We start from the raw sequence: 13,475 nt of genomic DNA on the forward strand, positions 1-13,475 counted from the left end.
CCGCCGCGACGATGCGGCGGGACCGATAAGCCCCAACATTAGAGCGGGGTGTCGACAGCACTATGCTACGGTATACAGCAGTATGTGAATGTATTAATGTTCTGATTGGAGCTACGACAATGGTGTACGTAAGTCAGACTCTGTGCCTATCGCACAGTCCAGGGTTCGCCCGCGATGATGAGGAACAGTTCGGCGACAACTTTCGCGCGGGCCTCGTTCAGGTTCGAGACGCAGTGCGTGCCTTCAAGCCGACGCTGGTCGTCTTCTTCGGCTCCGACCATCGGCGCTCTTTCACCGACAACCTTCCCGCGATCTCGGTTGTCTACTCAGCAGAGGGTCTGGGTGACCTGCGCTCCCCCACCGGGCCGTACGACGTGCCAGTCGACGTGGCCAAAACACTCGTGGCCGAACTGATTGCGCGCGACTTCGACATTGCCGTCACCCGGCATGTCGCACTCGACCACGGATTCGGCCAGACCGTCGCAGATGTCATTGGCGCGCTGAACTCTGTGCCAATTGTGCCGATCTTCATCAACTGCGCGACGCCGCCCCTGGCGCGCCCTGCTCGCGCGGTCGCGCTGGGGAAGGCCGTCGGGGAGATCTTGACCGATTTCGACGAGCGCGTCCTCTACATCGGCTCCGGTGGGCTTTCGCACAACCCGCCCACCCTTGCTCTGGTCGCGGAGGGCCTCCCTGAACATGAGCGAAAGCGGATCAGCGCCGAGCACCGGGAAGCAGCGAAGGACATGATTCGACCGGACTGGGACGAGGCGTTCATCAGCTCGCTCGCGGATGCTGACACCGCATGGGCGGAGCATCTCGAGCAGGCAGACCTCGACCCAGCCGGCGTTGGAGTGAATGAGGTCCGCACGTGGCTTGCCGCACATGCGGCCGGAGGCAAGGCGCTCGACCGCGTCGCCTATGAGCCCGTGCGTGAGTGGCTGACCGGCATGGGCATCGCAATGTCCGACTTCTCGGCACACCGCTGAAGCGCCAAGCTGCCGCGGATATTTTGAGGACAAAGTGAATCAAGCAATGGAATGCGACGTAGTGATCGTTGGGCTCGGTCCGGTGGGGGCCTTTATGGCAAACCTGCTTCATGAGAGCGGTCTGAGCGTTGTGGCATTTGATCGCGAGCCGGGCGTGGTGCAAAGCCCGCGTGGCGTCGGTATCGACGGCGAAATCATGCGGGCGGTGCAAGCGATCGGCCTCACCGACGAGCTCAATCCCTTGCTCAAAGTGTTCCGAGGTGCACAGTACCTTGACGTTGATGGGCAGGTCGTCTCGACCAGACCCGGCGTCTCAGGAGAGGGATCACAGGGCTGGCCGGACCGTTACAACGTGCACCAGCCCGATCTCGAAAGCGTTCTCCGATCCGGGATCGGGCAGCGCGCCATTGACGCCAGGAACTCCCACGACGTTGTCTCCGTCGTTGATGAGGTCGATTGCGCCGTCGTGGAGGCCGTCAACCTCACCAATGGTGAGCGTGCGCGTGTGCGCGGCCGCTTCGTGGTGGGCTGTGACGGCGGGCGCTCGTTCGTGCGCAAGATTGTCGGAACCCAACTCGATGATTTCGGGCTCAACGAACCCTGGATCGTTGTGGACTTCGCAGTCAAAGACTCGGCTGAGCTGCCGGAGATCAACACGCACTACGCAGACCCGCATGAGCCGGTCATCTATATTCATGTGGTCCGTGATCTGCGCCGGTTCGAGTTCAAGGCCGCCCCCGGAGAAGATCTCGAGGCCGCGGTGGATCCCGAGAACATTTGGAGGAGAGTCTCGCGCTGGTTGCGTCCAGAAGAGGCCGAGCTTCTGCGTGCGGTTGTCTACACCCACCGTGCGCTCGTCGCAGAAACGTGGACAGCTGGCCACGTACTGCTCGCTGGAGACGCCGCCCACCAGACCCCGCCATTCCTCGGCCAGGGGCTCTGCACCGGGGTGCGAGATGTGATCAGCCTGTGCTGGCGGCTGCGAGCCATCATTCTCGAAGGCGCGAGCACGGGGCTTCTGCGCAGCTACGAGTCAGAGCGTTCGGAACACGCACGATTCTTCATACGCACCGCTACGTCGCTTGGCGCGGTTCTCACCGACCCCGACCGCACCAAACTGACGGAGCTGAACGCACGCATCGGTCGTGAAGGCTCGGGAGAGCCGCCGCGACTGGGCGCAGGCGTCTACTCTGCCGATGGGCCAGCTGGGGGGCTTCTGGCACCCCAACCCCGGCTCGCGGACGGGCGACGCCTCGACGACCTCGTGGGCTATCGGTTCGGCATCGTGGTCTCACCTTCGCTCGCCGCTCAGATGTCCGACGATCTGCGCGGGCTGATCAGCTCGCGAGACTGGGCGTTGATCGAGGCAACTGGGCCCGCAGCGGAGTGGTTGGAGGAGCTGGGCAGCGGTGCCGCCATCGTGCGTCCAGACCGCTACTACTACTCGACCGCTGGCGACGTTGACGCACTTTCTCGCCAACTGCGTGAGCTGGAATCAACACTCTTCGCCGGCCTTGACACCGTGATGCGCTGATGCGTGACAACGCATTCGCTGTAAGCCTCAATGGGGGTGCCGGGCAGATCGGCATCTGGTGCAACCTGTCGGATCCTATCGCGGTGGAGATTGCGGCATCTGCCGGCTTTGATTGGCTGCTCCTCGACACCGAGCACGCGCCGGCCGACCCGATCACGGTGGTCCATGGGCTGCAAGCCGCAGCCGCGCACCCGGTCTCGGTGCTCGTGCGACCGCCGAACGGTGACGTGGCAATCATCAAGCGATTGCTCGATGTCGGCGCACAGAATCTGTTGATTCCGATGGTGGAATCGGTGCAGCAGGCCAGAGAGATCGCCGCGGCCGTCGCGTTCCCTCCCCACGGAATCCGTGGTGTGTCCAGTCAGACCCGGGCCGGCAACTGGGGACGAGACGCGGGTTACCTCAGCAACGCGCGGGACGGCATCTGCGTGATTGTGCAGATCGAGTCGGTGGCCGGCGTCGCAGCCATTGCCGACATCGCCGCTGTCGACGGGGTCGACGCCCTCTTCGTCGGAACGGCCGACCTGGCCGCGTCGATGGGGTTGTTGGGCCAGCCGAAACACCCTGATGTGCTCGCGGCAGTGGACACGGTTGTCGCCGCAGCCGCCGCCGCGGGCAAGCCGATCGGCGGCCTCACTCGCCACGTCGAGGATGCCCAAGCGCTTCTCGACCGAGGATTCGCCTTCGTCGGTGTCGGAACAGACACCGCCATATTCGCTACCGCGCTCGACAGCCTTCGCGCGCGCTTCCCTGCTGCCTGACGGCACACCTCGAAAGGAACCCAATGACTGACGCAACGCAGGAATACCGCAGTATCTGGTCGTGGCTTCGTGACACAGCCTTCGCCCAGCGCTGGATCACAGTTGACGGCGTCTCCACGCGTGTGGTTGAGGCTGGCGACTCGTCGAAGCCGGCCGTCATGCTTCTTCACGGCACGGGGGCACACTGGGAGGCATACGCCCCCAACCTCAAGGCGCTGAGTGCCCACTATCGGGTGATCGCCTTCGACATGGTCGGCAACGGCTTCAGTGACAAGCCGCGCTACGACTACGACACCACGGTGTACGTGCGTCACATGCTTGCGGTGATGGATGCGCTCGGCGTGGAGAAGGCTTCGATCATCGGGATGTCGCTGGGCGCGTGGGTCGCGGCACGGTTCGCGGTCGAGCAGCCGACGCGCACTGAGAAGCTGATCCTCATGTCGCCGGCTGGACTCATCGCCAGCGCGTCGAAAATGGAGCGCATTCGCCGCCAGCGGATGGCGGCCGTTGACACTCCAGACTGGGACTCGATCAAGGCAATGTTCGTGCATCTCATCGCAGAGGAAGAGAATCGGATCCCCGATCTGATCGCGCTGCGCCAGGCCATCTACCGCCTCCCGGAGACCAAGGAGAGCATCGACCACCTGCTGATTCTGCAGGACCCTGATGTGCGAAATGCCAACCTGCTCTCGATCGAGCAATGGGAGTCCATCGCGGTTCCTGTTCTCGTGATTGTCGCGGGCAAGGACGTCGCCGAGTATGAGTCAACGGCGCGCAGAATCCTGGAGTACATGCCGCGTTCGACCTCACTGGAGATGCCCCACGTCGCTCACTGGCCGAACTTTGAGGATCCGGAATTCTGGAACGAAAAGGCGATCGAATTCCTGGGACGCGGTGAGACCGATGCTTGACGAGACCACTATCCGGGCGCTCGCCGAAGAATTGGTTGAAGCCGAGATCAAGCGGGTTCCTGTCACGCAACTGTCGGTGCGGCATCCGGAGATGACAATCGACGAGGCCTACGCAATCCAGCGCGTCGTGCGCGATCTGAAAATCGCCACTGGGCGCACGATGGCGGCGCGCAAGATCGGCCTCACTTCTCGGACAATGCAGAAGGCCCAGCTTGTCGATGAGCCAGATCGTGGCTTCTATCTGGATGACCAGATGTGGGGCGAACAGGCCCGCATTCCGACGTCACGGTTCATTCAGCCGCGTATCGAAGTCGAGCTTGCCTTCGTGCTGGATAAACCGCTGAGAGGACCGGGTATCACCCTGCTCGACGTGCTCGATGCCACGGCCTGGGTGCAACCGGCACTGGAAATCCTGGACTCCAGGCTCGAAATGAAGGACCCCATCACAGGTGGTGCACGCAAGATAGTCGACGCCATTGGCGACAACGCGGCGAACGCCGGGATCGTGCTGGGCGGCCGCCCCGTGCGCATCCACGAGGTTGACCTGCGTTGGGTGGCTGCCGTCCTCTACCAGAACGGCGTCATCGAGGAGTCGGGCGTCTCGTCGGCCGTGATGGGGCATCCTGCCGCCGGCGTCGCCTGGCTGGCGAACAGCCTGATTCCCTACGGTGAAGAGCTTGAGGCTGGTCTGCCCATTCTCTCCGGTTCCTTCACCCGACCAATCTTCGCGCATGCTGGGGATGTCTTCCATGCGGACTATGGCCCATTGGGCGTGCTCAGCTGCACATTTGAGTAGCGAACGGACCCGCGTTCGGGAACGGCATTGTTGAGCGTTTCCGCGCTCCGAGGTGGGCTCAACGGAGAGTCCGAGCGGCGGCCGCAACACCCTGATCCCGGGGAGTTGCGGCCGTTCTGCTGTCGGGTTGGTGTAATAAAGCAGAACGCCCGGCAGCCTCGGCTGCCGGGCGTTCCGTGTTGCCAGGGCTTAGACGCGGGGCAGGCGGTCCACCAGCTCGTTGGCGAGGCCGATGTAGCCGGCCGGGGTCAGCGCGAGCAGGCGATCCTTGGCGGCGTCACCGATGTCGAGTCCGCTCACGAAGGCGACGAGCTCGGCCTGGCCGATGCGCTTGCCGCGGGTCAGCTCCTTGAGCATTGCGTAGGGGTCCTCGATGTTCGAGCGGCCAGCGGCCACCTCGGCGCGGATGACGGTCTGGATCGCCTCGCCGAGGATCTCCCAGTTCGCGTCGAGGTCGGCCAGCAGCACCTCGCGGGCCAGATCGATCTCGCCGAGGCCGCGCTGGATGTTGTCCAGGGCGAGCATCGAGTGGCCGAAGCCGACACCGATGTTGCGCTGGGCGCTGGAGTCGGTGAGGTCGCGCTGCAGACGGCTGGTGACCAGCGTCGCGGCGAGCGAGTCGAGGATCGCAGAGGAGAGCTCGAGGTTGGCCTCGGCGTTCTCGAAGCGGATCGGGTTGATCTTGTGCGGCATCGTCGAGGAGCCGGTCGCGCCCGCCTGCGGGATCTGGCGGAAGTAGCCCATCGAGATGTAGGTCCAGATGTCGGTGGCCAGGTTGTGCAGCACACGGTTGGCGTGGGAGACGCGGTTGTAGAGCTCTGCCTGCCAGTCGTGCGACTCGATCTGGGTGGTGAGCGGGTTCCAGCTGAGCCCGAGGCCCTCGACGAACTCCTGCGAGATGGTGGGCCAGGCGGCATCCGGGTCGGCGACGACGTGCGCGGCGAAGGTGCCCGTGGCGCCGGAGAACTTGCCCAGGTACTCGGTGCCCTCGAGCTGGCCCACGATGCGGCCGAGGCGGTAGACGAAGACCGCGAGCTCCTTGCCCATGGTCGACGGCGTCGCCGGCTGGCCGTGGGTGTGGCAGAGCATGGCGGCGTCGCGGTGCTGCTCGGCCAGCTCGGCCAGCTTGGCGATCACGCCGCGCAGCTTGGGCAGCCACACGGTGGTGACGGCGGACTGCACGGTGAGTGCGTAGCTCAGGTTGTTGATGTCCTCGCTGGTGCAGGCGAAGTGGGTGAGCTCGGCGATGGAGTCGAGGCCGAGGGCGGCCAGCCGGCGGCGCACCAGGTACTCGACGGCCTTCACATCGTGGCGGGTGACGGCCTCGAGCTCGGCCAGCTCATCGATCTCGGCCTGGCCGAAGTCGGTGACGAGGGCGCGCAGGGAGGCCTGCTGCTCGGCGGTCAGCGGCGCGGAGCCGAACATCGAGTGGTCGGTCAGGTAGATCAGCCACTCCACCTCGACCTGCACGCGAGCCCGGTTGAGGCCGGCCTCGGAGAGGAACTCCCCGAGCCCCGAGACGGCGGCCTGGTAGCGGCCATCAAGCGGGCTGAGCGGTTGTGTGGGGAGGGGACTCATCGGACTCCTTGTCGGATTGCGGGGGCAATTTGCCGGAACAGTGCCTGGGAAGACCTCTCAATCATCCCAAGAACTGCGTCAAACATCGCATCGTCCGAGTAGTAGGGGTCCGGGATATCGCGCAGATGCGCCTGCTCCGCGTCGAAGCTGAGCATCATGCGCACCTTGTCGCGCTCGACCTCGGTGGGGGCCCAGCCGCGCAGGATCCGCTCGTGGCTGCGGTCGAACGCGACGATCAGGTCGAAGGAGGCGAAGGAACCCGTGTCGAACTGCCGCGCCCTGTGCATGCTTCCGTCGTAGCCGCGCCGGGCCAGCGCCTCGATGGTGCGCTGGTCGGCCCGCTCCCCCACGTGCCAGTCGCCCGTGCCGGAGGAGGTGGTGGTGATGTACCCGGTGAGGCCCGCGCGCGCCACGTGCTCGCGCAGCACGACCTCGGCCATCGGAGATCGGCAGATGTTGCCGGTGCACACGAAACTGATGCGGAAGGGCTGCGCGTCTTCGCTCGGCGAGTGGGCGCGCGTCATGGTCCCATTGTGGGCTAAAAATGGGCCGCGTAGGCATCGAATTTGTGTTCGATTTTCGGATGTCGCGGCGCGGCGTGTCGACTGTTCGCACAATCGCGTGCTCACAGCCCGGGGATCCGGTGGGCCGTCCCCAGATTCGGTGCGGCTCCCCGCGGTGCCCCTGCGGAGTTCAGGGTGGGGTCATGGGCGACTCTGCTGCGGGCGGGATTCCGGGCTCGACCGGTGCCTCGGGCGCGGGCGGCACGACGCGGCTCGAACTGGCCTGGGAGCTGCGGGGCGCCGAGGCGGCCGTTCTGGCCGCGGAGGCGCGCCTGCGCGGCATCCGCGCGGTGCTCGCCGCCGTCGAGCCCGAGGCGCAGGCGCTGCCGCCGGACGTGGACGGGTGGCGCTCCCCCGCCGCCATCGCCTATGCCGAGCAATTGCTGGGCCTGCGGCGCGAGTTCGCGGGGGCGGTCGCCGCGCTGCACGCCGCCGAGGCGAGCGCCTGGCGGGAGCTGGCCGGCTGGCAGGGCGAGTGCGAGCGGCTGGGCCGGCTGCTGCGGCAGGCGGCGGAGCTGGCCGGTGGCTGACACGCTGACGCTCTCCGGGGGTGGGAGCAGCGCGGTCGCCACCGACGAGATGTTCGCCCATGCCGCGCAGCTGGGCGCCTGCCAGGCGCGCGCGGAGGACTGGCTCGCGCGGCTCCGCGCGGTGCTGGCCGCGGATACCGCCGGAGAGGTCGGAGCGGCCGGTTCCGCCGGGGTGGGCTGGGGCGTCGGCGCGGGCGGGGCGGCCGAGCCGGGATCGACCGAGCTGCTCGGCGAGGCGCTGCGCCGGCTGCAGGCCTTCCAGGCCACGGCGGAGCGGCTGCGCGCCGGCCTGACCCGGGCGGCCGAGGGCTATGGCCACGCGGAGCGCACGATCGCAGCGCTGTGGGGCGCCGGGGCCCAGTTCTCTGCCTGGACGGCGGGGAGGGCGCTGCCGCTGCTGCTCGCCTCCGCTGCGCTCACGCTCCTCCCGCTGGCGGCGCTCGGCGTGCTGCTCAGCACGGGGTTCGGTGTCGACCCCGCCCGGCTGCCCGCCCGGCTGTCCACGCTCGTCGCCCGCTGGGTGCTGGCCGACCCGTGGCTGCTGAACAGCCCCGGTTTCGTGAAGCTGGTGCGGGCGGCGATCGGGTCAGGCGACGAGTTCGCGGCCGGCCTGCTGCGCCTCCCGGCCGCGGCCGCCCTGCCCATCGGCGCGGCGGTCGGGGCAGAGGAGGGCGCCGCCGCCGTCACCGCGCTGGCCCTGTTCGCGGCGGCCGCGGGCAGCCAGGCCCTCCGGGAGACCCCGCAGCGGGTGCACCGGGCCAGCCAGGCCCTGGCGGTCTCGCCCCCGCGCGGCATCGGAGACCTGGCCGCCCGGGTGCCGAACTCGGCGGCCGGATCGCCGCAGATCCGGATCGAGCGTTACGGCGGGAGCGCGCCGCGCTGGGTGGTCTACCTGGCAGGCACGGCCGACTTCGCCGTCACCCCGGCCGCCGAGCCCTTCGACCTGACCGCAAACGTGCACGCGACGGCCGGCGGCGACGCGGCCAGCCAGCGGGCCGTGCGGGCAGCGCTGGCGGAGGCGGGTGCCGAACAGGATGACCCGCTGCTGCTCGTCGGGCACTCGCAGGGCGGCCTGGTGGCGGCCCGCCTGGCCGAGTCCGGCGACCTCAACGTCGCCGGCTACGTCAACCTCGGCGGTCCGCTCGGGGCGGTGCAGGCGAGCGGGGTGCCCGGGCTCTCCCTCGAGCACGCCGACGACATCGTGCCCGCGCTCGGCGGCAGCGGGCGCGCCCCGGACGAGCTGCTGACGGTGGGCCGCACGGCGCTGGGCATCGGGGACGCCGGGCCGCACGCCAATTCGGCCCAGCGGCCCTTCGCGGCGCACGGCCTGGAGCACTACCGCCACACGGCCCGGCTGGTCGACGCGTCGACCGAGCCGCGCCTGCAGGGTTTCGAGCGCCTGGTGCAGGGCTTCACCGGGGCCGAGCCGGGCCGCATGACCCGCTGGCGTTCCGAGCGGGTGCCCGGCACCGAGTAGCGGTGCCGCCCGCGCGGGCCCTAGTCGTCCTTGCGGGTCAGCGGGCGCATGATCAGGCCGAGGATGCCGCCGATGATGCTGAGCACGAGGGCGCCGAGCACGCCCCACCAGAAGTTCTCCACGACGAGGCCGAAGCCGAACAGCGAGGTCACCCAGGCGGCGAGCATGAGCAGCAGCGCGTTGACGACGAGCGAGAGCAGGCCCAGGGTCAGGATGTAGAGCGGGAACGCGACGACGCGCACCACGGTGCCGATGATGCTGTTCACCAGGCCGAACACGAGCGCCACGATCAAGTAGGTGATCACGGTGGCCAGCTGGGTGTCCTCGTAGGGCTGCACGCTCACCCCGGCCACGATGAGAGTCGTGAGCCAGAGGGCGACGGCGTTGACGATGAGTCGAATGATGAAGGTACCCATGGCACCACTATTCCACGGTCGGTCCCCTGCGCGTGGGGAATTCTCAGCGGATGCATGCCGGTCGCGGCATACCCGCCGAATAGACTCGGCAGGATGAGTGAGACGACCCCCGACGCCGCCGAATCGCACAACGCTCTGCGCCTGCGCCCCGAAATCGTGGCACTGCCCGCCTACCGGCAGGGCAAGCCCGCCGCGGCCGACGCCTTCAAACTCTCCAGCAACGAGAACCCGTTCGACCCGCTGCCCGGGGTGATCGAGGCGGTCACCGCCGAGACCCACTTCAACCGCTACCCGGATGCCACGGCCCTGGCCCTGCGCACCGAGCTCGCCGCGCGGCACCACGTCACCCCCGACCAGGTGCACATCGGCTCCGGCTCGGTCGCGCTGCTCGCCCAGCTGATCCTCGCCACCTCCGCCCCCGGCACCGAGGTCGTCTACTCCTGGCGCTCCTTCGAGGCCTACCCCGGCCTCGTCACGGTCTCCGGGGCGACGAGCGTGCAGGTGCCGAACACGCCGGAGCATGGCCACGACCTGCCCGCCATCGCCGCGGCCGTCGGCCCGAAGACCAGCCTCGTCATCATCTGCAGCCCGAACAACCCCACCGGCAGCGTCGTCGGCGCCGAGGAATTCGCCTCCTTCATGGCGACCGTGCAAGAGGACGTCATCGTCGTGCTCGACGAGGCCTACGCCGAGTTCGTGAACGCCGGCGCCGCCGCGGACGAGCCGGCCGTCAACGGCCTGCCGCGCGGCGCCGCGCCGCTCACCGCGCGCTATCCCAACCTCGTGATCCTGCGCACCTTCTCCAAGGCGTACGGCCTGGCCGGCCTGCGCGTCGGTTTCGCCATCGGCTCCGAGGCGATCCTGGACGCGGCCCGCGCCACGGCGATCCCGCTCTCGGTCACCGCCCAGGCCGCATCCGCAGCCCAGGCCTCGCTGGCCGCCGAGAAGCAGCTTCTCGAGCGGGTCAAGGTCATCGCGGCCCGGCGCGACGCCATCCACGACGCCCTCACCGCCCAGGGCTGGGCGCTCCCCCGCTCCTTCGCGAACTTCCTCTGGCTGCCGCTCGGCGCCGAGACGGCCGCCGCCGCCGCGACGCTGTTGGAGGCCGGGCTCGTCGTGCGCGCCTTCCCCACTCCCGAGAACCCGGCGGATGCCGGCATCCGCGTCTCGATCGGCGAGGAGGAGGCGGTGCCCCGCCTGCTCGCCTCCGCCCAGGGCATCCTCGACTCCCTCTCCCCCGGCCACCCGGCCCGCACAGAACGGTGACAGCCCCAGTGAACGCTGACCAAACCGTGAATGCCGACAAGACTGTGATTGGTGACCCAACTGTGAACGGCAGCTCCCCCACCCCGCACGGCGTGCCCATGGTGCAGATGCTCGCCGCCGACGGCACCTTCGCCCCGAACGAGGCCGCAGAGGAGTACCTGCCGTACTTCGAGCGGCTCGGCGACGGCGACTTCCGCCAGTTCTACCGCGACATGGTCGTGGTGCGCCGCTTCGACAAGGACGCCGCCAACCTGCAGCGCCAGGGCCAGCTCGCCCTCTGGGTGCCCAGCCACGGCCAGGAGGCCGCCCAGGTCGGCTCCGCGCACGCCGCCCGCCCGCAGGATCACATCTTCCCGAGCTACCGCGAGCACGTCGTCGGCCTGGTCCGCGGGCTCGACGTCGTCGACATCCTGCGCGTGCTCAAGGGCGTCACGATGGGCGGCTGGGACCCGGCCGAGGTCGGCAACTTCCACCTGTACAGCTTCGTGCTGGCCTCGCAGACCCTGCACGCCACCGGCTACGCCATGGGCATGCAGTTCGACGGCACCACGGCGACCGGCAACCCCGAGACCGACGAGGCCGTCATGGTCTACTACGGCGACGGCGCCTCCTCGCAGGGCGATGTCAACGAGGCGCTCGTCTTCGCCTCCAGCTACCAGACGCCGCAGGTGTTCTTCCTGCAGAACAACGGCTGGGCCATCTCGGTGCCGGTCGAGCGCCAGTCGCGCGTGCCGCTGGCCCTGCGCGGCCCTGGATTCGGCATGCCCGGCATCCAGATCGACGGCAACGACGTCTTCGCCAGCTACGCGGTGACCGCCAAGCACCTCGACGACGCCCGCGCCGGCCACGGCCCGGCCCTGATTGAGGCGATGACGTACCGGATCGGCGCACACACCACGGCCGACGACCCCACCAAGTACCGCCGCGACGCCGAGACCGAGGCCTGGCTGCCGCGCGACCCGATCGTGCGCCTGCGCGCCTTCCTCGAGGGCCGCGGCACGGAGCATGGTTTCTTCGACGAGGTGGATGTCGAGGCGGCCGACTTCTCCGCCGACGTGCGCCGGCGCACCCTGGAGGTCACGGCACCCGGCGACGAGGTGATCTTCGACAATGTCTATGCGGAACCGCATCCGCTGATCACAGAGCAGAAAGCGTGGCTCGAGGCATTCGAGGCATCGTTTGAGGACGGCACGGCATGAACGCGACGACAGGCAACGCGATGACCAGCAACGAGGGCGCCCCGAGCGCGAGCCTGCCGCTCGGCAAGGCGATCAACGCCGGCCTCCGCGCCGCGATGAGCTCCAACGACAAAGTGCTGCTGATGGGCGAGGACATCGGCCCGCTCGGCGGCGTCTTCCGGGTCACGGAGGGGCTGCACGCCGAGTTCGGCGACAAGCGGGTGCTCGACACCCCGCTGGCGGAGTCCGGCATCATCGGCACCGCGATCGGCCTGGCCATGCGCGGCTACCGCCCGGTGTGCGAGATCCAGTTCGACGGCTTCATCTTCCCCGGTTTCGACCAGATCACCACCCAGCTCTCCCGCATGCGCGCCCGCCACGGCGGTCGGATCAGCATGCCCGTCGTCATCCGCGTGCCCTACGGCGGCCACATCGGCTCGATCGAGCACCACCAGGAGAGCCCGGAGGCGTACTTCGCGCACACGCCGGGCCTGCGCGTGGTCAGCCCGTCCAACCCGAATGACGCCTACTGGATGATCCAGCAGGCGATCGCCTCCGACGATCCCGTGCTGTTCTTCGAGCCGAAGAGCCGCTACTGGCCCAAGGGCACCGTCGAGTTCGGCGCCGAAGCCTCGGCGATCACCCCGCTGCACTCCAGCCGGGTCGTGCGCGCGGGCACCGACGTCACCGTCGTCGGCCACGGCGCCATGATCAGCGTGCTGCTCGAGGCCGCAGAGCTGGCCGCAGAGGAGGGCATCAGCATCGAGGTCGTCGACCTCCGCTCGATCTCCCCGATCGACTACGCCCCGATCCTGGAGTCGGTCGCCAAGACCACCCGCCTGGTCGTGGCGCAGGAGGCGTCCGGATTCGTCAGCGTCGGCTCCGAGATCGCCGCGACGGTCATGGAGAAGGCGTTCTACCTGCTCGAGGCCCCCGTTCTGCGGGTCTCCGGCTTCGATACGCCGTTCCCGCCCGCCGCTGTCGAGACGCAGTTCCTGCCCAGCCCCGACCGGGTGCTCGAGGCCGTTGACCGCGCCCTCGCCTACTAGCGACATTCTCTTCTCGGCCGAGCCCACCTACACTTTGACCATCCGCACGGAAGGCACCCCATGAGCGAACTCACCTTCAACCTCCCCGACGTCGGCGAAGGTCTCACCGAGGCCGAGATCGTGCAGTGGAAGGTCGCCGTCGGCGACACCGTCGCGATCAACGACGTCCTGGTCGAGATCGAGACGGCGAAATCGCTCGTCGAGCTGCCCTCGCCCTTCGCCGGAATCGTCGGAGCCATCCTGGTCGAGGAGGGCACCACCGTCGACGTCGGCACGGCGATCATCACCGTCGGCTCCGCGGATGCCGCAGCGCCCGCCCCGGCCGTCCAGGGCAGCGGCGCCGCAGAGTCGGTGGCCGCGGATGCCGCCGCCACCGTGTCCGTCGAGAGCGACGACGCCGCGGCAGACAGCGCCGACGACAAGCCCG

14 protein-coding genes are annotated in these 13,475 nt (G+C 68.3%); 11 read left to right on the forward strand and 3 right to left on the reverse strand.

Annotation, left to right across the window (positions count from 1 at the left end):
- Window positions 1–119: 119 nt before the first annotated feature.
- From GY24_RS11750 to hpaH, 5 genes are read left to right on the forward strand one after another with little or no spacing between them, the layout of a single operon-like run.
- The gene (locus GY24_RS11750; protein WP_161498734.1) at window positions 120–989 is read left to right on the forward strand and encodes a 3-carboxyethylcatechol 2,3-dioxygenase; all 870 of its coding nucleotides are present in this window, start codon (window positions 120–122) and stop codon (window positions 987–989) included.
- Between the two features lie 46 nt (window positions 990–1,035).
- Complete coding sequence (locus GY24_RS11755) at window positions 1,036–2,523, forward strand: bifunctional 3-(3-hydroxy-phenyl)propionate/3-hydroxycinnamic acid hydroxylase (protein WP_104475981.1); 1,488 nt, start codon at window positions 1,036–1,038, stop codon at window positions 2,521–2,523.
- Window positions 2,523–3,284 carry an HpcH/HpaI aldolase family protein gene (locus tag GY24_RS11760; RefSeq protein WP_104475983.1) on the forward strand — a complete coding sequence of 254 codons (762 nt, stop codon included), beginning with the start codon at window positions 2,523–2,525 and terminating at the stop codon, window positions 3,282–3,284. Before GY24_RS11755 ends, GY24_RS11760 begins: the two co-directional genes overlap by 1 nt.
- 23 nt (window positions 3,285–3,307) lie before the next feature.
- A complete protein-coding gene (locus GY24_RS11765) occupies window positions 3,308–4,195 on the forward strand; it encodes an alpha/beta fold hydrolase (RefSeq protein WP_104475986.1) in 888 nt (295 codons plus the stop codon).
- Window positions 4,188–4,991, forward strand: coding sequence for a 2-oxo-hept-4-ene-1,7-dioate hydratase (gene hpaH / locus GY24_RS11770; protein ID WP_104475988.1), 804 nt, complete (start codon window positions 4,188–4,190; stop codon window positions 4,989–4,991). The genes GY24_RS11765 and hpaH overlap by 8 nt, the downstream gene beginning before the upstream one ends.
- 189 nt (window positions 4,992–5,180) lie before the next feature.
- Here hpaH and purB read toward each other — a convergent pair whose 3' ends face one another.
- Window positions 5,181–6,569, reverse strand: a complete 1,389-nt coding sequence (purB, locus tag GY24_RS11775) for an adenylosuccinate lyase (protein ID WP_104475990.1) — start codon at window positions 6,567–6,569, stop codon at window positions 5,181–5,183.
- Window positions 6,566–7,093: a low molecular weight protein-tyrosine-phosphatase gene (locus GY24_RS11780; protein WP_104475992.1), complete on the reverse strand. Its 528-nt coding sequence runs from the start codon at window positions 7,091–7,093 to the stop codon at window positions 6,566–6,568. The genes purB and GY24_RS11780 overlap by 4 nt, the downstream gene beginning before the upstream one ends.
- A gap of 182 nt (window positions 7,094–7,275) precedes the next feature.
- On the opposite strand from GY24_RS11780, the gene GY24_RS11785 reads away from it, so the two are divergent.
- On the forward strand, window positions 7,276–7,662 hold the full coding sequence (locus GY24_RS11785) for a hypothetical protein (RefSeq protein ID WP_104475994.1): 387 nt from the start codon (window positions 7,276–7,278) through the stop codon (window positions 7,660–7,662).
- Window positions 7,655–9,139: an alpha/beta hydrolase family protein gene (locus tag GY24_RS11790; protein WP_104475996.1), complete on the forward strand. Its 1,485-nt coding sequence runs from the start codon at window positions 7,655–7,657 to the stop codon at window positions 9,137–9,139. Before GY24_RS11785 ends, GY24_RS11790 begins: the two co-directional genes overlap by 8 nt.
- 20 nt (window positions 9,140–9,159) lie before the next feature.
- Here the strand turns inward: GY24_RS11790 and GY24_RS11795 are convergent, their stop codons facing one another.
- A complete protein-coding gene (locus GY24_RS11795) occupies window positions 9,160–9,555 on the reverse strand; it encodes a phage holin family protein (RefSeq protein ID WP_104475998.1) in 396 nt (131 codons plus the stop codon).
- A gap of 93 nt (window positions 9,556–9,648) precedes the next feature.
- Here GY24_RS11795 and GY24_RS11800 point away from each other — a divergent pair, with 93 nt between their 5' ends.
- The 4 genes from GY24_RS11800 to GY24_RS11815 form a co-directional block, all read left to right on the forward strand.
- The gene (locus GY24_RS11800; protein ID WP_104476000.1) at window positions 9,649–10,821 is read left to right on the forward strand and encodes a histidinol-phosphate transaminase; all 1,173 of its coding nucleotides are present in this window, start codon (window positions 9,649–9,651) and stop codon (window positions 10,819–10,821) included.
- Between the two features lie 98 nt (window positions 10,822–10,919).
- Window positions 10,920–12,020: a thiamine pyrophosphate-dependent dehydrogenase E1 component subunit alpha gene (locus GY24_RS11805; protein ID WP_104476004.1), complete on the forward strand. Its 1,101-nt coding sequence runs from the start codon at window positions 10,920–10,922 to the stop codon at window positions 12,018–12,020.
- 20 nt (window positions 12,021–12,040) lie between these two features.
- Complete coding sequence (locus GY24_RS11810; protein WP_407662181.1) at window positions 12,041–13,048, forward strand: alpha-ketoacid dehydrogenase subunit beta; 1,008 nt, start codon at window positions 12,041–12,043, stop codon at window positions 13,046–13,048.
- A 60-nt stretch (window positions 13,049–13,108) separates the two neighbouring features.
- Window positions 13,109–13,475: biotin/lipoyl-containing protein (locus GY24_RS11815; protein WP_324778425.1), on the forward strand; the 367-nt coding region annotated here is incomplete at its 3' end.

It is taken from the genome of Microterricola pindariensis (genome assembly GCF_002936985.1).
Taxonomy (GTDB): Bacteria; Actinomycetota; Actinomycetes; order Actinomycetales; family Microbacteriaceae; genus Microterricola; species Microterricola pindariensis.

Excerpts from the sequence above, each read along its gene's own strand:
- GY24_RS11750 (WP_161498734.1), top strand. The coding sequence starts at position 120 with ATGGTGTACGTAAGTCAGACTCTGTGCCTATCGCACAGTCCAGGGTTC.
- GY24_RS11755 (WP_104475981.1), top strand. The coding sequence starts at position 1,036 with ATGGAATGCGACGTAGTGATCGTTGGGCTCGGTCCGGTGGGGGCCTTT.
- GY24_RS11760 (WP_104475983.1), top strand. The coding sequence starts at position 2,523 with ATGCGTGACAACGCATTCGCTGTAAGCCTCAATGGGGGTGCCGGGCAG.
- GY24_RS11765 (WP_104475986.1), top strand. The coding sequence starts at position 3,308 with ATGACTGACGCAACGCAGGAATACCGCAGTATCTGGTCGTGGCTTCGT.
- hpaH (WP_104475988.1), top strand. The coding sequence starts at position 4,188 with ATGCTTGACGAGACCACTATCCGGGCGCTCGCCGAAGAATTGGTTGAA.
- purB (WP_104475990.1), bottom strand. The coding sequence starts at position 6,569 with ATGAGTCCCCTCCCCACACAACCGCTCAGCCCGCTTGATGGCCGCTAC.
- GY24_RS11780 (WP_104475992.1), bottom strand. The coding sequence starts at position 7,093 with ATGACGCGCGCCCACTCGCCGAGCGAAGACGCGCAGCCCTTCCGCATC.
- GY24_RS11785 (WP_104475994.1), top strand. The coding sequence starts at position 7,276 with ATGGGCGACTCTGCTGCGGGCGGGATTCCGGGCTCGACCGGTGCCTCG.
- GY24_RS11795 (WP_104475998.1), bottom strand. The coding sequence starts at position 9,555 with ATGGGTACCTTCATCATTCGACTCATCGTCAACGCCGTCGCCCTCTGG.
- GY24_RS11800 (WP_104476000.1), top strand. The coding sequence starts at position 9,649 with ATGAGTGAGACGACCCCCGACGCCGCCGAATCGCACAACGCTCTGCGC.
- GY24_RS11805 (WP_104476004.1), top strand. The coding sequence starts at position 10,920 with ATGGTGCAGATGCTCGCCGCCGACGGCACCTTCGCCCCGAACGAGGCC.
- GY24_RS11810 (WP_407662181.1), top strand. The coding sequence starts at position 12,041 with ATGACCAGCAACGAGGGCGCCCCGAGCGCGAGCCTGCCGCTCGGCAAG.